Genomic DNA, 21,888 nt, shown 5'->3' on the forward strand with positions numbered 1-21,888 from the left:
AGATGCAGCGGTTTACATACGATCGGGAAAGAGGAGAGGGGCGCGGAAGATGACACAGCGGCGTTATTCGCTGACGCGGGAACAGGCGCGGCGTTTTTTGTTCGATTATCACGGGCTGTCGCACGAATTCGATTCGGCGGGCAAAAAAGGGATTCTGGATTATATCCGCAAAGTCGGCTGCATTCAATTCGATCCGCTGAACGTGGTCGGAACCAATCCGGAACTCGTTCTGCAATCGCGCATCTCGGATTTCGACCGCCGGATGCTGTGGGAACTGCTCTACGAAGAACGCAGTTTGGTCGATTATTGGGACAAAAACATGGCGATCTTCCCGATGAAAGATTGGCCGTATTTCGAGCGTCACCGGCAGAAGCACGAAGCGTGGTTCAAGAAAAATCCGGCCGCGGCGACGGCCGTGCTGGAAGAAATCCGCGAACGCGGCCCGCTGTCTTCCGCCGATCTGAATTATGACGAGAAAGTCGACTGGGCGTGGGGACCAACGCGGCTGGCCCGAGCCGCGCTGGAAGGTTCGTATTTTGCCGGCCGGTTGGTCGTGCAGCGCAAGGCCTCGGGCCGCAAGTATTACGATCTCGCGGAACGGATCGTTCCGGAAAGCTTGTACGGTCTGCCCGATCCGTTCGATAGCGACGCGGCTTATCACGAATGGTACCTGCTGCGGCGGATCGGCAGCGTGGGCCTGCTCTGGAACCGTCCGAGCGACGCGCTGCTCATGACGGGGATGAAGGCCGCGCAGCGCATTGCCGCTTTCGAAGCGCTGCTTGCGCGCGGCGAGATCTTGGCCGCGGATGTCGAGGGGCTCGGACATCCGCTTTACTTGCGCGCGGGCGACGCCGCGCTGCTCGAAGCTTCGCTGGCGGCGGGACCGCTCGCCGCGGAGAGCGAAGAGCGAGCCTTGGAAGGCGAAGAGCGGGACTCGAAGGACGAGAAGCGAGCCGCGAGCCGGCCGATGCGCGCCTGCGTGCTGGCGCCGCTGGACAACCTGCTGTGGGACCGCAGGCTGATTCTGGAACTGTACGGGTTCGATTACCGCTGGGAGGTCTACAAGCCGGCCGCGGAGCGCAAATACGGCTATTACGTGCTGCCGGTCGCGGCCGACGGGCGGTTCGTCGCCCGTTTCGAACCGGAGAAGCAGCGCGGGCAGCAGCCGCTGGTCATCAAGCAGTGGTGGTGGGAGGAAGGCGAAGGTTCCGACCCGGCCGTGCGCGACAGCGTCGAGCGCGCGCTGCACCGCTTCGCGGCTTCGCTCGGGACGACTTTCGAGGGCGAGCTGCCGCCGGGACCTCGGGAGTAAACGGGAACAAGCGTGCACGGGCGAGAAAACGACACGCGCACGACGCCCGCAGCATTTTTTCCCGGTTTGGTCCGGATCGGCCGGATGCTCGAACGCGAGTATGAAGCAGGCGTTCTCTGCTTCGGCGGCGCTGCGTTCATTGCTGCGCTTGGGATCTCGTCCGCAGCGGGTTGGATGCTTTTTCGGGGCTAACGGAACGAGATGACGCTTAGCGGGCATTCGGAGCCGTTTTCCGATTCTAACGGAACGAGATGACGCTTAGCTTGAAAAAAGGCGGGTTTTCAGCCGAAAAAGAAGCGAATCGGCCGGCTAAAGAATCCACGTTCCGTTAGCCTTTCGAAAAGGATGGTTTGGCGCTTCCAAGGAATCCAGGTTCCGTTAGAGAAGCTGTTTCTCCGCCTCCAGGAAGCAATGGTTCTCGGAGTCGGCTCGTTTTGCCGGCTTACGCGATTTTGGAAGTCAGCCCGAGCGGTTTCCCTAAAAGGGAAGCCGCTTTTTTTTCAATTTTTGCATTTGATTTTTGCTTCCGAATTTTTGTTTCCGCTTTTCGTTTTCGATTTTTGTTTCTCCGTATTGACATTGCCGGCCGCGCAGTCTAAACTTTTGGAGACGTGATAATGATTATCATTTCCGTATAGAAAAAGAGACAGAACTCAAGGGGGATATTCGGCTTATGAAAAAGCAATCTCTGATGGCGGCGCTGCTGTTGCTGGTCGTATTGGTGCTGAGCGCCTGCGGAAACGGCGCAAGCACGGCTTCGAACACGGCGGCGACGGAAACCGGCAAGGAAGCGGCCGCATCGACGGAAACCAAAGATAACGCGGCATCCGGAGAAGCCGCATCGGGCAAGGTCACTTACCAGTCCGAGACGGGACCGGTGGAGATTCCGGCTAATCCGACTCGCATCGTGGCGTTGACCAACGCGCCGAACGTCTTGTCGCTGGGCGTGACGCCGGTCGGCGTCGATCAATGGACGGCCGGAAGCCCGCTGTTCACCGATAAACTCAAAGGCGTGGCGGTCGTCACCGAAGACGACCCGGAAAGCATCGCCGCGCAAACGCCGGATCTGATCATCGCCGGCTCCACAACCAAGAATCTCGACCAATTGAGCAAGATCGCTCCGACGGTCGTATACACTTGGGGCAAGCTGAACTATCTGGATCAACAGGTCGAAATCGGCAAGCTGCTCGGCAAAGAAGACGAAGCCAAAGCTTGGGTAGACGATTTCACCAAGAGAGCGTCGGAGATCGGCGATAAGATCAAAGCGAAATACGGCGACGACGTATCGGTCGCGGTATTGGAAGTCGACGGCAAGAACGCTTACGTATTGGGCGACAGTTGGGCGCGCGGTACCGAGATTCTCTATCAGGCCATGAAACTGAAAATGCCGGATAAGATCAAAGAAGCGGTGAAAGCGGACGGTTATTATTCCCTGTCGCTCGAAGTGCTGCCGGAATACACGGGCGACTTCATCGCGCTCAGCCGCAAGCTGGACGCGTCCAACGAGATCACGGAATCGGCGGTATGGAAAAAGATCCCTGCCGTGGAGCAGGGCCATGTGATCGAATTCGAATCGGCGGCCGCGTCTTACAGCGATCCGATCACGCTCGAAAATCTGCTCGGCATCTTCGAAAAAGGATTCCTCGGCGATTCGAAGTAAGCCGATCCGACGCGAAGTTGCAGGAAAACGAAATTTTTCGTTTCGAAACGCGAATAGCGTTCAATAAACGCATGACGAAAACCCGGAAACCGGGTCCGATCGACGGACCCCGGTTTCCGGGTTTTCGGTTTGCAGAATCGCGGCGAGAAGAAATCCGGCTCGCCGTCTTCGAATCGCCGTTATTTCAAGAATCGAGTACTAGCACGCTGACCGTTTAGTTTAAGAGGTTAGGTTTCGCCCTTCGGCAACCCGCTTGAACCGTGCGTGTTTCCGAAGGACCCGAACCGTGGACGGAATGCGGTCGACTTACCAGGCTTCAATGCGCGGTCACCGCTTCCGCTTTTTGCCGCGCCGCCGGGTTCTCGGGCTGCGGCGGATACACGTCGTCCGGAATCGGGCAGACGTAAGGTTCGCCCGCGAGCTGGAGTTCGAGATCGCGCCGCGCGGCTTCCCGAAGCTTCGGATCGAGCAGCGCTTCGATCGCGGTAGCGGCCATGGCTTTGCCCGCGTAGAGCATCGCTTTGTGCGCGTGGGAGGAGCAGCCTTGAGAAACGACCTGCCAAGAATGCCCCGGAGTCGCGAACGCCCACGTCGCCGTCGAACATTGGACGGTCGGCACGAGCCAGCTGATATCGCCGACGTCGGTCGAAGCGGACATCGGGACGCTGCCTTCGATCAGCGGAGACAGCACCGGAAGCAGCGGATTCTCCCGCAGCGCTTCGGCGCGTTCGCGGCTTAATCGGCCGGCCGCCGACTGTTTGTCGGGTTCGGGAATCGACGCGAAGATCCGCTTCGCGTAATCGATCTCTTCCGCGATCGGAACCGGCGGCGAGATCTCGTCCATATGCCGGTGCATGACTTTCTCCAGCGCCGGATTCGGGATCAGGTCGGACGTCGCGCCGGTCACGACGAATTCCATGCGCGTGCCGCTCATCAGCGCCGCTCCGCGGGCCACGTCCTTCACGCGTTCGAACAGTTCGCGTACCTGCGGCGACTTGGGCGCTCGGATCGAATAGAGGACCTCGGCTTCGGATTGGACCACGTTCGGCGCGCTGCCGCCCGTGTTCAACACGGCGTAGTGAATGCGCGCTTGGTCGATCATATGCTCGCGCATATAATTGACCCCCACGCTCATCAGCTCGACCGCATCGAGCGCGCTGCGGCCCAGATGCGGTTCGGCCGCGGCATGCGTGCTTTTGCCGAGGAAACGGAAGCGGACCGTCGTCGTCGCGAGCGACGTGACCTGCATGACGCCGTGGCTCGTGCCGGGATGCCAAGTCACGGCGGCATCGACGTCGTCGAACAGACCGCTCCGCGCCATGAACGTCTTGCCCGCGCCGCTTTCTTCGGCCGGACAGCCGTAGAAACGTACCGTGCCCGACGCGCCCGTCTCGGCCATATAATCTTTGACCGCGACGGCCGCCGCCAGCGCGCCCGTTCCGAGCAGGTTATGTCCGCATCCGTGTCCGCTGCCGCCCGGAACGACCGGCTCGAACCCGTCGAGCCCGGCCTGCTGGCTGAGCCCCGCCAGCGCGTCGTATTCGCCCAGCAGCGCGATCACCGGCTTGCCGCTGCCGTAACTCGCGACGAACGCCGTCGCGATCCCCGCCGCTTCCCGCTCGACCTCGAAGCCCTGTTGTTCCAACAGCTCCGCCAGCAGCTCCGCCGAACGGAATTCTTCGTACCGGATCTCCGCGAATCCCCAGACCTTGTCGCTCGCTTCCGTAAAGAGATTTCTTTTCCGCTCGACCAATTCCGATACCTTTTCCGCTAATTTCATTCCGCCACCCGCTTTCTTGGTATTTTGCTGCTCATTTTTGGTCCCTGTTCTTGTTTTGATCTTTTCTTTACTCTTTTCAAATAAGGGGCTGAGCATCCGGGTGTATCGAGGCGGTCCTGACTTTGAAAAGCGACAGAGGCAGAGGAGAGATTCCAGTGAAGGAACCGAAGCATTTCGAAGAAATGCACTTCGGAAGCATACGCTATAGTGTTCGCCTTTGAAATCGGGAAGCCTCATTCTAAGTCTCATCCAGCTTCCCGATTGAGACAGCGACCGGAACGGAATCTCTCCGGCGCCGCCGTGCTTTTTCAACGAATAGGACCTTCCCGATCAACCAAGGAGCGGAAGCCCCCTTTATTCCGTCTTCTCCCACTTGTACAAATTATTCAAAGCATCCGGTCCCACTTTCCCTTTCAGCGTATTCGACTGAACGATCATCAGCTTGTCGACGTACATCGCGAACTGAGGCACGTTTTCGTGGAAGTACTGCTGCACTTGGTTGTAGATTTCTTTGCGCGCTTCGGTATCCGTTTCTTTCGCGCCTTTTTCGATCAATGCCGTCAGTTTCGGATCGTCGATGCCCGTGAAGTTCATGGCGCTGGCCGGCGTGAAGTAGTTGAACACGGAACTCGGGTCGGCCGTATACGGGATCGTCACGACGCCGACTTCGTAATCGTTCGAGACCAGTTTTTGCAGCAGGGTCGGGAAATCGAACTTCTGAATCTCGACTTGCAAGCCGATCGCTTTCCAGTCGGCGGCCATCAGCTCGGAAGCCTGCTCGCGAACTTTATTGCCGACCGGAACCGAGAATTTGATGACTTGACCGAAATCCCATCCGGCTTCTTCCAGCAGTTTCTTCGCGCCGTCCGGATCGTAGGCGTAAGGTTCGATGCTGCCGTCGAAGAACGGGTGGGTGCTCGGCAGCATGCCGTCCACGATCTCGCCGTTGCCTTTGAGCAGCTTGTCCACGATCTGCTGACGGTTGACCGCCATTTCGAGCGCTCTGCGCACTTTCGGATCGCTCATCTTCTGGACGTTGAACATGACGGATACCGGCGTGCTGATCGGAGAGAAGGAAGAGGTCACGTTCGTCATATTGGACACTTTTTCGAAATCCTCGACCGGGATCAGGCCCGTGCGGTCCATGTTCGTGTCGACTTCGCCCGTCTGGATCTGAGCGACCAGATTCGAAGCCGTCATGATCTTCAGGTACAGCCCGGACAGCTTCGGCGCGCCGAGATAATAGCTTTCGTTGGCTTTGTATTGGATGTATTGGTCTTTGGCGAATTTGACGAAACTGAACTGGCCGATCGTCACGGTCGGATTCTGCATGTAAGGGCTGGTATCGAGCGATTCCGCCGGCGTGTCTTTGAGTACATGCTGAGGCAGGAAACGAACCTTGCCGCTGAAGCCGTCGTTGAAGTACGTCATTTCGACCGGATATTTCGTGGTTACGGTAAACGTCTTGTCGTCGAGGCTTTTGAAACCGGAGATGCTGCTCGTGCCCGCGTCCAGCTTGCCGGAATCGTTCAAGCCTTCGATAAACGACAGGTTGATATTGCTCGTCACGCTCGGATTCGCGATCATGTTGAGCGTGTATTCGACGTCTTTGGTCGTGAAGTCCGTTCCGTCGTTCCAGGTCGCGTTATCGTGGAGATGAATCTTGAACGTCCGATTGTCTTCGGTGTCGATCGCGTCGGCCAACCGCAGCTCGAATTCCAATTTGTCGTTCAGGACGGAGAGGCTGTCGTTCATGACCGAGATCGCCTGCGTGGAGGCCGTATCGTTCGGGTTAAGCGGATTGAAGGTCGTAGGCGGATTGACGATCCCGATAACGGCGGTGCCGCCCGCGGAAGAAGCGGCGGACGAATCGGCCGAAGCTTCTTTGGTGGTCGTGTAGCCTCCGCCTCCGCAGGCCGACAAGGTCAAAGCGACGGCTGCGGTCAACAGCAGCGCGCTGAACGGTTTTCTGTGTTTTCTCATAAGTACGGCCCCCTAGGCGATTGGATTGGAATCATTCGATAGTAACAGTCATCCCGCGAAGATTTTATTGCTTCGGATCGAGCGCGTCGCGCAGGCCGTCGCCGACGAAGTTGATCGCCAGCACCGTCAGCAGGATCGCGAGTCCGGCCGGCAGCCACAGCCACGGCTGATCGCTCAGCACCGAGATCGACTGCGCTTCGCTCAGCATATTGCCCCAACTCGCGGTCGGCGGCTGCACGCCCATGCCGAGAAAGCTGAGTCCCGATTCCGTCAAGATGGCGGAAGCGACGCCGAACGTCGCGTTGACGATGATCGGAGCGAGAGCGCCGGGGAAGATATGCTGCATGATGATGCGCGGCGTCTTCAGACCGAGCGAGACGGCGGCGCGGACGTGATCCGCCTGCTTCAGCGACAAGACGCTGCCGCGAACCAGCCGGGCGATGCTCGGCCAAGAGAACAGCGCGAGCACCGCGATGATCGTAAACAGGCTCGGTCCGACCACGCTGACGACGACAAGGATGACCATCATGAACGGGAACGCCATGAACATATCGGTAATCCGCATGAACACGGTATCGATCCAGCCGCCGTAATAAGCGGATAACAGGCCGACGAGCGTGCCGAACGCGACATAGATCGCGACGGTGGCGAAGCCGACCAAGAGCGAGACCTGCGTGGCCGAGATCAAGCGGCTGAGCACGTCGCGTCCGATCTGGTCGGTGCCCAGCAGATGGGCCGCGCTCGGCGGAGCCGAGAACTCGCCGGAGACTTGATCCGGCGGGTAAGGCTGAAGCAGCGGAGCGAACAAGCCGATCGCGAACAACGCGATGCAGAAGAACAGGCCGATCACCGCCATCTTGTTGCGGGCGAAGCGCCGGGAGACCTGCCGGAAACGTTTCTCGACCTGTACGTTTTCGATCTCCGGCAGGGTCGGTACGCCGGCTTGGGCCAACGTCGGAAGCTTGGTTGTGGACATCGGGTTCACCTCCTGAGCGAAATGGGAATCAGCCTACCTTGATGCGCGGATCGGCCGCGGAATACAGAATGTCCGTCAACAGATTGGCGCCGAGCACCGCGATGGCGGCGATCAGATTCAGCGCCATGATCGTCGGATAATCGCGGGACATCATGGATTGGAGCGTCAGTTGGCCGATGCCCGGCCATTGGAAGATCTGTTCGGTGATGATCGCGCCGCCGAGCAGGATCGGAATCTCCAGTCCGACTACGGTGATCACCGGAAGCAGGGCGTTGCGCAGCGCATGTTTGTTCGTGACCCAGAATTCGTGCACGCCTTTGGAACGCGCGGTCCGCAGATAATCCTGCTTCAGCACGTCGAGCATGCTGGCGCGAACATAGCGGACTTTGCGGCCGGCGATCGCCGTCGCCAGCACGATCGCCGGCAGGATCATATGCCGGACGCGGTCCCACATGCCGCCGTCGCCGCCGAGCTGCTGCATGCCGCCGGTCGGCAGGACGCCCAGATTCACGGCGAAGATATAGATCAGAGCCAGCCCGAGGAAGAAGTTGGGGATCGACGTGCCGATGAACGACAAGCCGGTCACGAAATAATCGATCTTGGTGTTCTGTTTGAGCGCGCTCAGGATGCCGAGCGGGACCGCGATCAGCAGCGCGAGAACCAGCGCGGCCAATCCCAACGTGACGGTCGGCATGATCCGTTCGCCGACGAGCTGGGCGACCGGCGCGTAAGAGCTCATCGAGTAGCCCAGATCGCCGGTCAAGAGCGTGCCCAGCCATTTGACGTATTGGACGATCAGCGGATCGTTCAAGCCGAGCGCTTCTTTTTTGGCTTCGATGATCTCCGGCGACATATTCGGATCGATATACATGTCGACCGGGTTGCCCGGCGCCATATTCACGATGATGAAGTTGATGATCGTGATGCCGAGCAGTACCGGAACGAAGATCAACAGCCGGCGAACGATATAAGTCAGCATGCGAGACAACCTCCTTTTCGGACGAATGGACGAACGTTTCGTTTATAACGTAAAATGGCAGGCCGCCGCGTGTCCGCCGTTGGTTCCGTCCGCGGCGAGCGGGGGTTCTTCCTGTCGGCAGAGCTCCTGCGCGAACGGGCAGCGGGTGTGAAAACGGCAGCCGGACGGCGGGTTGGCCGGCGAAGGCACGTCGCCCTGCACAACGATCTTCTCGCGTCCGCGCAGATGCGGATTCGGCACGGGATACGCGTTCAGCAGAATCCGCGTGTACGGATGTTTGGGATTGCGGAAGATCTCGTCTTTGGTTCCGATCTCCACGACTTTGCCCAGATACATGACCGCGATCCGCGTGCTGATGTATTTGACCGCTCCCAGCCCGTGGGCGATGAAGAGGTAAGTGAGGCCGAGTTCTTTTTGCAGCTCTTTGAGCAGGTTAAGGACTTGGGCTTGAATCGATACGTCCAGCGCGGACACCGGTTCGTCGCAGACGATGAATTTGGGGTTCAGCGACAAAGCCCGGGCGATCCCGATCCGCTGCCGCTGCCCGCCGGAGAATTCGTGCACGTAACGGTCTTTGTAAGAGCGGGGAATGCCGACCGCGTCCAGCAGCCGGTCGACTTCGGCATCGGCGGTCGAAGCGGTCGCTTTGCCGTGGGCGAGCATCGGTTCTTTGAGAATGTCTTTGACTCGCATCCACGGATTCAGCGAAGAAAAAGGATCTTGGAAAATCATCTGCATCTCGGTGCGCAGCGGCCGCATCTTCGGCGTCGAATACCGGGTGATGTCTTCGCCTTTGTACAGGATTTGTCCGCCCGTCGATTGTTCGAGCCTCAGAATGGTCCGACCGATCGTCGATTTGCCGCAGCCGGATTCGCCGACCAGTCCCAACGTTTCGCCTTCGCGGATGTCAAGGCTGACGCCGTCGACCGCTTTGACATGGCCCCGGACGCGCCCGAGCAGTCCTTTGCGAATCGGATAATGCGTCTTGAGTCCGTTAAGCTGAAGCAGCGTGGACGCGGTCTCGGGCTGCGGTCGTTCGAGTACGGAAGAATCGAATTCGATCATAAGAACTCTCCTTTCGCCTGAGTTTCGTAACCTTCCATATCGCCTTGCGCCGCCCAACAGCGGACGCGGTGTCCTTCCGCCATTTCGAGCAGCGGAGGAGCCAGAGCCGAACATTTTTCTCTGGCCAAAGGGCAGCGGGTATGGAAACGGCAGCCGGAAGGCATGTTTTGCAGCGGAGGAACCGTTCCGGGAATCGAAGCCAGCGTCTCGTCGTCGTCCGCGTCCAGATGGGGGATCGAACTCATCAAGCCGATCGTGTAGGGGTGCAGCGGTTTGTCGAACAAGGTGAATACGTCCGCTTCTTCGACGACCTGTCCCGCGTACATCACGATGACCCGATCGGCCATTTCGGCGACGACGCCCAGATCGTGGGTGATCAGCATGATGGCCGTTCCCGTTTCTTCGCGCAGCTTTTTCATCAAGTCGAGAATCTGGGCCTGAATGGTCACGTCGAGCGCGGTAGTCGGTTCGTCGGCGATCAGCAGTTTCGGTTTGCAGGAGAGCGCGATGGCGATCATCACCCGCTGACGCATGCCGCCGGACAACTTATGCGGATATTCGTCCATGATCTCTTCCGGCCGGGAGATGCCGACCTTGCGCAGCATATCGATCGCATGATCGCGGGCCTGCCGATTCTTGAGTTTCAGATGGAGCGAGATCGATTCGATCAGTTGGCTGCCGATGGTGAATACCGGATTGAGCGAAGTCATCGGATCTTGGAAGATCATCGAGACTTCGCTGCCGCGAATGCGGCGCATCGCCGATTCGGCGAGTCCCGTAATCTTGCGGCCGTTCAAGCGGATTTCTCCCCGACGAATCGAACCGTTTTTGCCGAGCAAGCTCATGATGGAGAGCGAAGTGACGCTTTTGCCGCAGCCGGATTCGCCGACGATGCCGAGCGTCTCGCCCGCTTTGAGCCGGAAACTGACGCCGTCTACCGACGTCACTTCCCCGCGTTCCGTACGAAACACCGTTTCGATCTCTTCTACTTCGAGCAAATCGTTCATCGAATCAGGCTCCTTTCCGATGTCAGGATATCTTTCGTTGTTGATCCTATTGTAAGGAACAATGACGTTTTCAGAAAGTGTTTCAGGTTGGCTTATGGAACTTGATTTGTGCCGAAAATTCGATTTATCCGGTAAAAAGGATCATTTTTTGTGCTTCGGGCATTTTTTTTATGCTTTAACGTTGCAGCGCAAGCGGCTATAATCGACGTAAAACGTCAGGTTGCGACAAAGAGAGGGGAAGTCGGTGTGAAGAAAATTTACAATACTTTTTTTGTACGCAGGCTTTCGTCGTTTATGCTGCCGGTATTGATTCCGTTGGTCATGCTCGGAGGACTGGCGATCGCGATCATTCAGAACTATGTAGGGAGCGAAGTACAGGCGGCGAACCGGCGGGTATTGGATCGGATGAGGGCGAACGTGGAGCTGCTGTTCGAGGAATTGGATACGCTGCATATGCATGCGGTGTCCAGCGCGCTCGAATTCGGCCGGCTGCGGGAGATGTTGAACGAGCCGCTGCCCGACCCCGAAGATTACCGGGATCTCGCTTCGTTCAAAAATTTTATCGATTCGCCCGCGATCGCCAGGCCTTATATCGAATCGATCTACGTCTATGTGGCGAACGAACGCGCACGATTCATCTCGTCGACGACCGGAGGCATGATGGATTTCGACGACACGTACGATGCGGGATGGTACGACAGCTATACGGCGCATCGGTCGGAGCGGAACAAACAATGGACCGAGCCACGCTCGTTCGATAAATACGGATTGGCGAGCTTTCGCACCGACGTGATCTCGTTGTATCAGATGCTCGACATCAAAGGGAAAAACGACGCGGTGATCGTGCTGAACGTCCGACTTGATTATTTGAAAGAACAATTGTCCGGCCTGCCGACTTCGGCCGATCAGCATTTGTTGATCGCGGATCTGGACGGACGCGTAATCGCGCAGGGAGAAGGAGATCGCATCGACGGAACATCCGGGCTTTTGTTCGATCCTTACCGCCCGGAAGCGTTGTTCGGCGAATCGGCGTTCGGTTACGACGTGGCGGAACTGCAATCGCCCGATTACGGGCTGCGTTTCGCTTCGGTTACGCCGAATTCGGCCCTTTACGAACTGCCGATCCGCCTCGGCGTCTACACGGCGATCGCCGCCGGTCTGTCGATTCTCGCCGCGATCGCGATCAGTCTGCGGTTTGCCCGGCGCGACGTGCGAAATATCCGGCATATCGTCGATATGCTGCACGATGCCGAGCGCGGCACCGAACCTGCGACCCGCGCGGACAAAGAAGACGTCAACGGGTACATCGTGCAGCAGATTCTTGCTAACTTTCTGGAGAAAAAGTATCTCAAAACGCAGTTGGCCCAGCGGCAGGCGGTCAACGAGCTGATGGAACTGAGCGCGCTGCAATCGCAGCTGAATCCGCATTTTTTGCAGAATACGTTAGAGTCGGTCAAATGGAAAGCGGCGGCGATGGCGGGCGGCTTGGACAACGAGTTGACGCGGATGATCGAGCCGCTGGGCGATATTCTGAGAGCTGCGCTCGATCTGGAACGGAAATACGTGATGATCGAAGAAGAAATCCGTTATACCGAGTCGTATATCGCGATTCAACAGATGCGCAGCGGGGAGCGTTTCGACGTCGTCTGGGACTGCCGGGCGCAAGGAAGAGATGTCCGGATCTTGAAACTGCTGCTGCAGCCGTTGGTCGAGAACAGTCTGATCCACGGGATCGCCAATCGGCGAGGCGGACGGATCAAGATCAAAATTTACGAGCGGCAGGGCGGAATCAGCGTATCGGTGTCCGATAACGGGGCAGGCATGACGGAAAGGCGTCTGGACGAATTGAAACGAAAATTGGATGGGCCGTTCGGCCAATCGGCGCATATCGGGGTCTCGAATACGCATAAACGGCTGATTCTGGCTTACGGAAAACGTTCGGGCCTGCGGATCTTCAGCAAAGAAGGCTGCGGGACTCTCGTCAAAGTCATGATTCCGGCGGAAAAAGCGTCCGGAGCCGAACACCTTTTAACGGAACGAAATGAAAAGATTATGTGAAAATATCTTCGATTTGCAAGCAAAATCATTGAAGATTCATAAATGATGTTATATAATCTGTCGAAAAAAGGAGGTTGGTGCATGTATAAGCTGCTGATTGCCGATGACGAAGCTGAAATCAGACATGGTCTGGGAAATTACTTCCCGTGGGACGAATTGGGATTCGTAGTGGACGGGTTCGCCCAGAACGGGCTCGAAGCCTTGGAATATATCGGCTGCCATTCGGTCGACGTGTTGTTATGCGACGTCTCCATGCCGGTCATGACGGGAATCGAGGTGGCGGAATACTTGCATAAACAAAAAACCTCGCCGCGCATCGTGTTTTTGAGCGCTCACCGGGATTTCGACGCGGCCTGCCGGGCCATGGAGTTCGGGGTGCGCAGTTACATTCTCAAACCGACGCGGTATCAGGAGCTGAAAGAGATCTTCATGGCGCTGAAAAAAACGATGGATCTGGAGCTGCAAGCCGCAGAAGAAGGCGGCGGATCGCAAGCGAAATCGGGACCCGATTTTCCCGTGGCGGAAGGAGCCGACGATCCGATCATTATGCGAATCATGCGTTACATCGAAGAAAACTGTTCGGAAGCTTCGCTCGAAGGTTCGGCGCTCGCGGTGCGGATGAACCCGACTTACGTCAGCAAATACTTCAAGCAGAAAACGGGCATCAACTTCTCCGAATATCTGAACGACGTGCGCATGACGCGCGCCGCCGACATGCTGGAGCAAGGCGGCTGCCGAACGTACGAAGTAAGCGAGGCGGTCGGGTACCAGAATCCCAAAAATTTCACCCGATCGTTCAAACGCCGCTTCGGCAAGACGCCGCGCGAATTCCGGCAGGGGTTGGGACTGTAGAGTGCGCCCGTACCGATCGCTCGGAATCCGAATCCCGAAGCCGCAGTCTGGATAACGGCGCAGATCCGCGGAACGGAACATGCCGATATTCGGTCGAAGGTGCATGAAAAAGCCGGATTCCAAGGAATCCGGCTTTTTCGCGCTTCGATGGAAATTCGATCGGCGGAAATTCGATCGGTAAACGAGAGTAGGGCGGAGCGGCGGTCAGACCGAAGCGGTCTCGGCTTCCGCCGTCTCGGAAGCGGCGTTCAATCGCCCTTCGACGATCGCGAGAAACGCTCTGGCCGACATCGTCAAAGCGCGCTCGTCGAAATCGAATCTCGGATGGTGATGCGGGAAGTTCTCTTGATCTTCGAAAGCCGCGCCGACCATGATGAAAGTGCCCGGTTTCTCCTGAAGATAATACGAAAAGTCTTCGCCGCCCATCATGGCCGGAAGTTCGACCAGCTTCGCGATCTGTTCGTCCGTCAGTATGCGAACGACTTCGTCCGTTTCTTTGTGATGATTGAAGGTGGCCGGATAACCTCTCATGTAGCCGACTTCGCAGGTCGCGTCGAAAGAACGGCATAATCCTTCGCTGAGCGCCCGAATCCCGGATTCGATCCGATCGCGGGCGTCTTCTTGGAAAGTCCGCACGGTCCCGGTCATCTTCGCTTGATCGGCGATCACGTTATGCGCGGACCCCGCGTGGAACGAACCGACCGTCAATACGGCGGGATGCAGAGGATCGACGCGTCGGCTGACGAGCATTTGCAGTTCGGTGATCAGCTGAGCGCCGAGCGCGACCGCGTCGATCGTCTGGTGCGGGGAAGCGCCGTGACCGCCTTTGCCTTGAATCAGCACCTCGAACAGATCGGCGCTCGCGGTCAGATAACCGTGCTTGTAACCGATCGTGCCGTAAGGTTGAAGAGAAGCCAGATGAATGCCGTAGACTTCGTCCACGCCTTCCAGACATCCGTCTTCGATCATGCTCTTGGCGCCGCCCGGAGGCGCTTCTTCGGCATGTTGGTGCAGCAGGACGACGCTGCCGGACAACTCTTCGCGATGTTCGCTCAGAATCTTCGCCACCGCCAGCAGAGCGGCGGTATGGCCGTCGTGTCCGCAGGCATGCATAACGCCCGGGACGGTCGAGCGGTAAGGCACGTCTTTCTCGTCTTGGATCGGCAGCGCGTCGAAGTCGGCGCGCAGAGCCACGGTGATGCCCGGTTTGCCGCCGCGAATCGTGCCTACGACGCCGTTGCCGCCGACGCCGGTACGAACCTCGATGCCGCCGAATTCGCGCAGCTTCTCCGCCACGAAAGCCGCGGTCGCGGTTTCTTGGAACGACAGTTCGGGATTGCGGTGCAGATAGCGTCTCCATTCGATCATCGTTGCTTCCAGTTCCGACAGCCTTGCGTTCCACTTTTCCATGGGATCACCCTTCCCGCGAGTTTGGATTGAGACGGCCGATCGTCGATAGCGGCTCGTCCATGTTCCCAGTGTACGTTGGCGGCAGATATGTTGACAGGCCCGTTGCTTGGGTTAGGTCTCTTTGTTTGCGCCAAATCCGGGCCGAACGCGGGAAAAGGGATGCCGGGTTGAGAAAAAGGGATGCGGAATAGACATAAGCCGAAAGCGAAGCCTTTTTTCGGCTCCGCTTCGATGTGAGGAATATGGGAGATTGGGGTATGCTATCGGACTTGCCGGTTTTTCTCGGCAACAGGAGGCGCGGGTTCCCCGTCGGCATTCAAACCTCGGAACAGCTTCAACGCGATGATCAGGATCAAAGCCGTGACCGCGATCGGCATCCAGATCGCGCTGAACGGACGATTCACTTCCGCCAGACCGGCCACGAGCGCGCCGAAGCAGTAGACGGCGACGGCCGTCAGACGAAGCCACGTCTCGCCGCCGATCCGCGAGGGTTTCTCAGAGCTTCGCACAAGCGTGCGGAAAAACGCGGTGACGTCTTCGATGACGCTGGCGATATTGTTCGTCAGCACGGTGGTAGAGATGCCCGCGATTCCGAGCCTGCGCGCCGCCGTGGTCTGCATGCCCATGGCGACGCTGAGCAGGATAATCAACAGATGCAGCCGCGATTCGCTCATGACGGGTTCGGCCGCTGCCGCGAAGATCAAATAGAAAGCCAGCTGTATCGCCAAGATGGTCGTGATTCTCGTCGGCCAGAAGCTCGGGGTCTTGTCGCCGCCCAGCAGTGCGGCGGCGGCCGCATTGCCGACGACAAACCCGAGACAGGCGAGCGCCGCGCGCAGAAAGGACAGCTCGGCCACGTCCGCAAACGACATGCCGAGGATCACGATATTGCCCGTCATATTGGCCGTAAAGACCCGGCCGAGGTGGATATAGCCGACAACGTCGACGATGCCGGCCGTCATGCAGAGCAGCATCAGGACGCCGCTGCGCCAGGTTTTGACATGCACAAAGGCTCATTCCTTTCTTGTGAATTGCATTTTCGATTTTCGCCGGGAAACAAAAGCGGTCTTCCGACTCGGAGCCGCGTTCGGCAAAGAGGCGGCGGCCCCGAAAAAGGGTTATGATGAGAGGGAACGCTGCACGATCCGAAAAAGATTCTTCGACAAAGGCGGAAGGAGGGCGACCGTGCACGAGTTGTATCCGATACTCAGTTGGACGCTGACGGCGATCGTGCTGCTGGCGGTGCTGATGATCTTCGCCGCCAGCGTGCGCAACGGCATCACGCCGATGCCGACGAGCCGGCCGGTGCGGCGCATGGTCATGCGCGAGATCGGCCGGCTTCCGGAAGGCTGCGAGATCGTCGAAGCCGGCGCGGGATTCGGCACGCTGGCGCTGAACCTGGCGCGGCGGTTTCCGCTCTGCCGGGTGACCGGCGTGGAGAATTCGCTCGTGCCGCTGCTGGTCTCCCGGCTGCTCGGCCGGTTCAATCGTCTGCCGGTCAGCCGGTTGGTCTTCCGGCGCGGCGATCTGTTCGAGTATCCGTACGAACAGGCGGACCTGATAGTCTGTTATCTGCATCCGGCCGCTATGCGGCGGCTCGGTCCGATCCTGCGGGAGCGGGCCAAAGAAGGCGCGAAGATCGTGAGCGTGTTCTTCGCGTTCGACGGATGGGAGCCGGATTCGGCGGCGGTCTGCGGCGATCTGCACCGCACGAAAGTGTACGTGTACCACGTGCGGAAGCATCCGCTCGACGTGCGGGTGTAAACGACGCCGCGACGAATCCGCTACGGCGGCGGATCGGCGGCAGGTACGCAATGCGCCGAACGGAAGCTGCAGAACGCCGCGGCTCGACCGTTCGCCTGTTCGAAGAAGCGTCTGTCGGTCGGCAATCGTCTTATTTTTAACCCAAAGGAGCGAATAAGAACATGGACTATGTCAAATTGGGTCAAACCGGAATGGACGTCTCCCGATTATGTCTGGGCTGCATGAGCTACGGCCTGCCGGATCGGGGAACGCACGCTTGGACGCTGAACGAAGAAGAAAGCCGGCCGTTTATCCGCAAAGCGCTGGAGTCGGGCTTCAATTTCTTCGACACGGCCAACGTCTATTCGGACGGCACGAGCGAAGAGATCGTCGGCCGCGCGCTGAGAGACTTCGCGAACCGCGACGAGGTCGTGGTGGCGACGAAGGTGCACGGCAAAATGCGTCAAGGTCCTAACGGCGGCGGCTTGTCGCGCAAAGCGATCCTGACGGAGATCGACCACAGCCTGCGCCGTCTGGGCATGGACTACGTCGATCTGTACCAGATCCACCGTTGGGACCCGCACACGCCGATCGAAGAAACGATGGAGGCGCTGCACGACGTAGTCAAAGCCGGCAAAGCCCGCTACATCGGCGCTTCGTCCATGTTCGCTTGGCAGTTCCTCAAAGCGCAGCATACGGCGGAAACTCGCGGATGGACCAAGTTCGTCAGCATGCAGAATTACGTCAATCTGCTGTACCGCGAAGAAGAACGGGAGATGCTGCCGCTATGCGAAGCGGAAGGCATAGGCGTGATCCCGTGGAGTCCGCTGGCGCGCGGCCGGTTGACGCGGGATTGGGAAGACGGCAGCAAACGTTCGGAGAACGACGCGTTCGGCAAGACGCTGTACGACAAAACGGAAGAAGCGGATCGCCGGGTGGTCGAAGCGGTAGCGGAAGTGGCGAAGGAACGCGGCGTGCCTCGGGCGCAGATCGCGCTCGCATGGGTGCTGCAAAAAAGCGCCGTGACCGCCCCGATCGTCGGCGCGACGAAAGAACATCATCTGGACGACGCCGTCGCCGCGCTGTCGATCAAACTGACGGACGAGGAAGTCCGGCGTTTGGAAGAGCCTTATGTACCGCATGCGGTGATCGGGCATAGTTGAGTCGGAGAAGGGAAGCCGGCGAGGGCCGCAGGGCTTGCTACCGCTTCGAGTACGCGCGTTCTGCGCTGCGAGGATGATCGGAGAGGCGATCAAGCGTGACGGACCACGGTGAACGGGAAGCGGGCGGTAAACGGAATAAGAAGCAAACAAGAAGTGGACCAGAAGTGGATCAGAAGCGAAAAAAACGGCTGCGCGAAGATGCGCGGCCGTTTTTGGCATGGGCGGGAAACAACGTAAGAAAAACGAGCATTCGCAGCATGCAAAGATTTCCTATCGAGGCGCGTTTCTGTTCCGCAAACATCTGCGGTCGAAAGCCGTACAAGCTGGATCTGCCTACTTCTCATTCTTTTTATGCCTGATTCGTTTTACTCGCAATTAAGTCCATAAATCCCCTTATTTCTTTCATATCTTCGAGAAAACATAAGATAAGTCCAATTTTCCGCTTAAATCATTCTATTATTGCCCAATTACTTGAATTATGCCGAAAATAGAGGGATTAATGGACTTATTCTTCCGGAAACGAAGCGAACGTGAAAAATAAAGGGATTTTTGGCCTTATTCAGAAAAAGTCAGGTTTAGTTTGATGAACGAAGCGTTACCGGTTTACATAAAAGCTCGAGCCGCGTCTTTTAGCACATATTTCACGACTCGCTGCCCCGCCGGGCCGTACCGTGCTTCGAATACTTGTTTCCGACACAACGTTTGCAGCAGGTCGGCAGCCGTTCGGCGGTCCAGATTAAGATGACGAACGACGTCGATCGGACGAACCGCCCGTCCCAGCGTGCAGGCGAGGCGAATGATCTCGCGTTCCGCGATCGATGTTCGCGGCGAAGAAGCGCGGGACGTATCGAGCGCCGTGTATCGCCCGAGTACCATCCGCAGAAGGGTTTTACACAATTCGGGACGCTGGGAGACGTCGTCGTAAGCGAACGAGATCACTTGAAAGCCCATCGCGGTCAGGAACGTTTCGCGGTTCAGCTCGCGGCAGAACGTGCGGCGGTCCATGTCTTGAACATGCGGGCCGAAGCCTTTGATCTCGATGACCAGCTTCACGGAAGGCGTGATCCAGACGAAATCGCAAAAATAGCGCAGTCCGCGCCAGTCGGTCACTTCGTATTCGGGATGCAGATGATCGAACGTCTGCCGCAGCGGCCACCAGACGTTTCGGCAGAAAAGCTGCTCGGCTTCGCGGTGGCCCCGTTCCAGACGGTCCCGGCGTTCGCCGGTGCGTTCTTGCAGATGCCGCTCGATAAACAGACGATGCGCCGATTCGAAATCCATATGCCAAACCTCCTTGTTCTCGAACAATCGGATACTCTAACAGTCGAACAGCCGGCAAACTGACTCGACGACCGCGACGCCTTGCCGAATCCGCAATATTCCGCACAAAAAAACGTCCCGGCTCGATTCCCAGGGGAGGGGAATCGGGCGGGACGTTCTTCGTCGCCGTTCGGAGGTTCGCGTTCGTCGAACGCTTGCTTGATGCCATTGTAGAACAAGCGGCTGCCGAATCGCAAATGTCCGAGGTTACGCGATCAGACTTACCTCGCGATCAAGAATCTTTATTTAACCGCCAGAGCCGCTTGGATAGCGGCAGCTGCGTCCGCGGACGTCACGGCGTTTTTCGGCTGGAAGCTTCCCGGTTCGCCGGCTTTCAGAACGCCCGCTTGCACCAGTTGAGCGACCGGCGTTTTGGCGTAAGCCGACACGCTCGAAGCGTCGCCGAACGCGCTCAGCACTGAAGCGGCATCGACGCTAGGCAGCTTGCCTTTGAGAGCCGCGGCCAGAACCGCCGCCATTTCTTCGCGGGTGATCGAGCGGTCCGGGTTGAACTTGCCGCCGCCGATGCCTTTGATCAGGCCGGCGTTGACGGCTTCCGCGATCGCGTCGGCATACGGAGCGTCCGCGGCGACGTCGCTGAATTTCGGCGCGGACGTCACGGCGTTCAATTTCATCGCGGCAACCAGATCGGAAACGAAATCGGCGCGCGAGATCGGATCGTTCGAAGGCGTCGCCGGCGTCGAAGGTCCCGTAGCCGGGCCGTCCGTATCCGGTTTCTCCGAACCGGCGGCCGGCGTGTTGGCGATGCGGCCTTCGACTTTAGCGGTGATCGCGCCGCCTTTGAACGTATCGACGACGTATTTGTAGAACACGTCGAGATCGATCGGGCCGGCCAGCGAGCTGCTCGCTTCGGTCAGAATCTTGTAGTTGTCGCCGCCTGCGGCCATGAAGTTGTTGACGACGGCCGTATAGGTCTTGGCCGGGTCGATGGCCGTGCCGTCCACCGTCGTCAGCGACGTGACGCGCTCCGCGACCGGTTTGTTCAGATCGGCGCTGTATTTCAGGCCGGAGATTTGCAGCGTCTTGGTATTCGGCGTGCCGTCGGCGTTGGTGCCCCACTGCTGCTGAAGCAGCTGCTTAACTTGAGCGCCCGTCAGCGACAATTTCACCAGCGTGTTGCCGAACGGTTGGATCTTGGCCAAGTCGGCGAACGTCACGTCGCCTTTCGGCAGATCCGCGCGGATGCCGCCCGGATTCATGAACGCGAAATCGGCCGGAGCCGCTTTGTCGCCGAAGTCCGCGGTACGCATGGCGTCGGCGATCAGGTTGCCCAGCGCCGCTTCGTTGTTGTAAGCGTCCGTGCGGGTTACCGAACCGTCCGTCGTGCCGACCGGTTTGGTCAGTTCCGGGTGCTTGTCCAGATACTTTTTGATCAGGGCCACGGTGTCCGCGTCCGGCGTTACGCCTTCTTGGAACGTGCTTGTTACGGTCGCGGATTTCTCCGTGACGTCGCCCGTTTTCGGATCGATCATGAGCTTGATGTCTTCGAACGCCGTGCCGTACGAATACGCTTGAACGATCAGTTTGCCGTTCACTTCGCCGTTCGCCAAAGCATGGTTGTCGCCGGCGACGATCACGTCGATCGGAGAGTTCGCGGGCAATGCTTTGGCCAGATCGGCCGCTTCGCCCGTCGTCGCGCCTTCTTTGGTCGAAGCCGGGTCATGCGCCAGCACGACGATCGTTTCCACGCCTTGATCTTGCAGTTCTTTGGCGTATTTGTTGACGGCGGCCACTTCTTCTTCCGCGCTCAGGAATTTCACGCCCGCCGTACCCGACGGAGCGACCTTGGAAGGCGTCGATTTGGTCACGAGGCCGATAAAGCCGATCTTCACGCCGCCGACTTCTTTGATCACGTAAGGTTTGATCAGCGGTTTGCCGGTCGCCGTCTCGATCACGTTGGCGTTCACGTAGTCGAATTTCACGCCTTTATGCGTGACTTTGCCTTCTTTGGGATCGAGGCCGCCGTTCAACTGCGCTTTGAGCGCGGCGATGCCTTGGTCGAATTCGTGGTTGCCCAGCGAACCGACGTCGAAGCCCATCATGTTCAACCATTCCAGCGTCGGCTCGTCGCGTTCGAGCGAAGAGATCGGAGCGGACGCGCCCACGGAATCGCCGTTATGGAACAGCAGGGAGTTCGGATATTTGGCTTTGGCTTGTTTGAGATATGTAGCGAGAATAGGAGCGGTGCCGACCGGCTTGTTGCTGACGATCGAAGTCGTGTCGAGCTGCCCGTGCAGGTCGTTGATCCCCAGCAGATGGACTTCGACGTCGCCTGCGGCTGCCGAAGCCGTGCCCGTTACGCCCGCGATTTGAGTCGACAGCAGCGCCGCGACAGCCAGGCTTACGCTCGGCTTTCTCCAATTTTTCCAATTCATGAACTTCCATTCCTCCTAGATTGTGATTGATGCCGTCACATTGTATCACATGAATTTTTCAAAGATCAAAGGTTGTGTAAAGGCTGTGTAAATTATTTTTTAAATCGGTTTCGGAAAAGCGGCATTGACAGCTTTCTCGCGAACATGTTATAAAGTGAATCAATGAGCGCCCGGCCTGCGGAGC

General features: G+C 58.2%; 17 protein-coding genes. 7 read left to right on the plus strand and 10 right to left on the minus strand.

Annotation, left to right across the window (positions count from 1 at the left end; genetic code table 11):
- Positions 1–49: 49 nt before the first annotated feature.
- Positions 50–1,312: a winged helix-turn-helix domain-containing protein gene (locus CDO73_RS16890; RefSeq protein ID WP_088489705.1), complete on the plus strand. Its 1,263-nt coding sequence runs from the start codon at positions 50–52 to the stop codon at positions 1,310–1,312.
- A 673-nt stretch (positions 1,313–1,985) separates the two neighbouring features.
- Positions 1,986–2,972, plus strand: a complete 987-nt coding sequence (locus tag CDO73_RS16900) for an ABC transporter substrate-binding protein (RefSeq protein ID WP_088489707.1) — start codon at positions 1,986–1,988, stop codon at positions 2,970–2,972.
- A 316-nt stretch (positions 2,973–3,288) separates the two neighbouring features.
- On the opposite strand, the gene CDO73_RS16910 is transcribed toward CDO73_RS16900, so the two are convergent.
- The 6 genes from CDO73_RS16910 to CDO73_RS16935 all read right to left on the minus strand — a co-directional run bounded on the left by CDO73_RS16910 (position 3,289) and on the right by CDO73_RS16935 (position 10,762).
- Complete coding sequence (locus tag CDO73_RS16910; RefSeq protein WP_088489709.1) at positions 3,289–4,752, minus strand: M20 family metallopeptidase; 1,464 nt, start codon at positions 4,750–4,752, stop codon at positions 3,289–3,291.
- Between the two features lie 354 nt (positions 4,753–5,106).
- Positions 5,107–6,735 carry an ABC transporter substrate-binding protein gene (locus CDO73_RS16915; RefSeq protein ID WP_088489710.1) on the minus strand — a complete coding sequence of 543 codons (1,629 nt, stop codon included), beginning with the start codon at positions 6,733–6,735 and terminating at the stop codon, positions 5,107–5,109.
- A 64-nt stretch (positions 6,736–6,799) separates the two neighbouring features.
- The gene (opp4C, locus tag CDO73_RS16920; protein ID WP_088489711.1) at positions 6,800–7,711 is read right to left on the minus strand and encodes an oligopeptide ABC transporter permease; all 912 of its coding nucleotides are present in this window, start codon (positions 7,709–7,711) and stop codon (positions 6,800–6,802) included.
- Between the two features lie 28 nt (positions 7,712–7,739).
- On the minus strand, positions 7,740–8,690 hold the full coding sequence (locus tag CDO73_RS16925) for an ABC transporter permease (RefSeq protein WP_179218729.1): 951 nt from the start codon (positions 8,688–8,690) through the stop codon (positions 7,740–7,742).
- A 42-nt stretch (positions 8,691–8,732) separates the two neighbouring features.
- The gene (locus CDO73_RS16930) at positions 8,733–9,755 is read right to left on the minus strand and encodes an ABC transporter ATP-binding protein (RefSeq protein ID WP_088489712.1); all 1,023 of its coding nucleotides are present in this window, start codon (positions 9,753–9,755) and stop codon (positions 8,733–8,735) included.
- Positions 9,752–10,762, minus strand: a complete 1,011-nt coding sequence (locus CDO73_RS16935) for an ABC transporter ATP-binding protein (protein WP_088489713.1) — start codon at positions 10,760–10,762, stop codon at positions 9,752–9,754. The genes CDO73_RS16930 and CDO73_RS16935 overlap by 4 nt, the downstream gene beginning before the upstream one ends.
- A gap of 246 nt (positions 10,763–11,008) precedes the next feature.
- Here CDO73_RS16935 and CDO73_RS16940 point away from each other — a divergent pair, with 246 nt between their 5' ends.
- Positions 11,009–12,820 carry a cache domain-containing sensor histidine kinase gene (locus CDO73_RS16940; RefSeq protein WP_088489714.1) on the plus strand — a complete coding sequence of 604 codons (1,812 nt, stop codon included), beginning with the start codon at positions 11,009–11,011 and terminating at the stop codon, positions 12,818–12,820.
- 81 nt (positions 12,821–12,901) lie between these two features.
- Positions 12,902–13,672 carry a response regulator transcription factor gene (locus CDO73_RS16945; RefSeq protein ID WP_256972732.1) on the plus strand — a complete coding sequence of 257 codons (771 nt, stop codon included), beginning with the start codon at positions 12,902–12,904 and terminating at the stop codon, positions 13,670–13,672.
- A gap of 204 nt (positions 13,673–13,876) precedes the next feature.
- On the opposite strand, the gene CDO73_RS16950 is transcribed toward CDO73_RS16945, so the two are convergent.
- Together CDO73_RS16950 and CDO73_RS16955 are read right to left on the minus strand one after the other, a co-directional pair.
- Entirely contained in the window at positions 13,877–15,082 is a 1,206-nt protein-coding gene (locus CDO73_RS16950; protein WP_088489715.1) for an amidohydrolase, read from the minus strand.
- 260 nt (positions 15,083–15,342) lie between these two features.
- Positions 15,343–16,089, minus strand: a complete 747-nt coding sequence (locus tag CDO73_RS16955; protein WP_256972734.1) for a YoaK family protein — start codon at positions 16,087–16,089, stop codon at positions 15,343–15,345.
- Positions 16,090–16,267: 178 nt separating this feature from the next.
- Between CDO73_RS16955 and CDO73_RS16960 the strand changes: the two genes are divergently transcribed.
- The 3 genes from CDO73_RS16960 to CDO73_RS16970 all read left to right on the plus strand — a co-directional run bounded on the left by CDO73_RS16960 (position 16,268) and on the right by CDO73_RS16970 (position 18,347).
- Complete coding sequence (locus CDO73_RS16960) at positions 16,268–16,846, plus strand: class I SAM-dependent methyltransferase (protein ID WP_256972735.1); 579 nt, start codon at positions 16,268–16,270, stop codon at positions 16,844–16,846.
- A 161-nt stretch (positions 16,847–17,007) separates the two neighbouring features.
- Positions 17,008–17,988, plus strand: coding sequence for an aldo/keto reductase (locus CDO73_RS16965; RefSeq protein WP_088489716.1), 981 nt, complete (start codon positions 17,008–17,010; stop codon positions 17,986–17,988).
- A gap of 95 nt (positions 17,989–18,083) precedes the next feature.
- Entirely contained in the window at positions 18,084–18,347 is a 264-nt protein-coding gene (locus CDO73_RS16970; RefSeq protein ID WP_143536143.1) for a hypothetical protein, read from the plus strand.
- 244 nt (positions 18,348–18,591) lie between these two features.
- Here the strand turns inward: CDO73_RS16970 and CDO73_RS16975 are convergent, their stop codons facing one another.
- Both CDO73_RS16975 and CDO73_RS16980 read right to left on the minus strand, forming a co-directional pair.
- Positions 18,592–19,269 (minus strand): DUF559 domain-containing protein, encoded by a 678-nt coding sequence (locus tag CDO73_RS16975; RefSeq protein ID WP_088489718.1) that lies wholly within the window; start codon positions 19,267–19,269, stop codon positions 18,592–18,594.
- Positions 19,270–19,550: 281 nt separating this feature from the next.
- Positions 19,551–21,704, minus strand: a complete 2,154-nt coding sequence (locus tag CDO73_RS16980; protein WP_088489719.1) for a 5'-nucleotidase C-terminal domain-containing protein — start codon at positions 21,702–21,704, stop codon at positions 19,551–19,553.
- Positions 21,705–21,888: the final 184 nt, after the last annotated feature.

Source organism: Saccharibacillus sp. O23 (assembly GCF_002205895.1).
Taxonomy (GTDB): Bacteria; Bacillota; Bacilli; order Paenibacillales; family Paenibacillaceae; genus Saccharibacillus.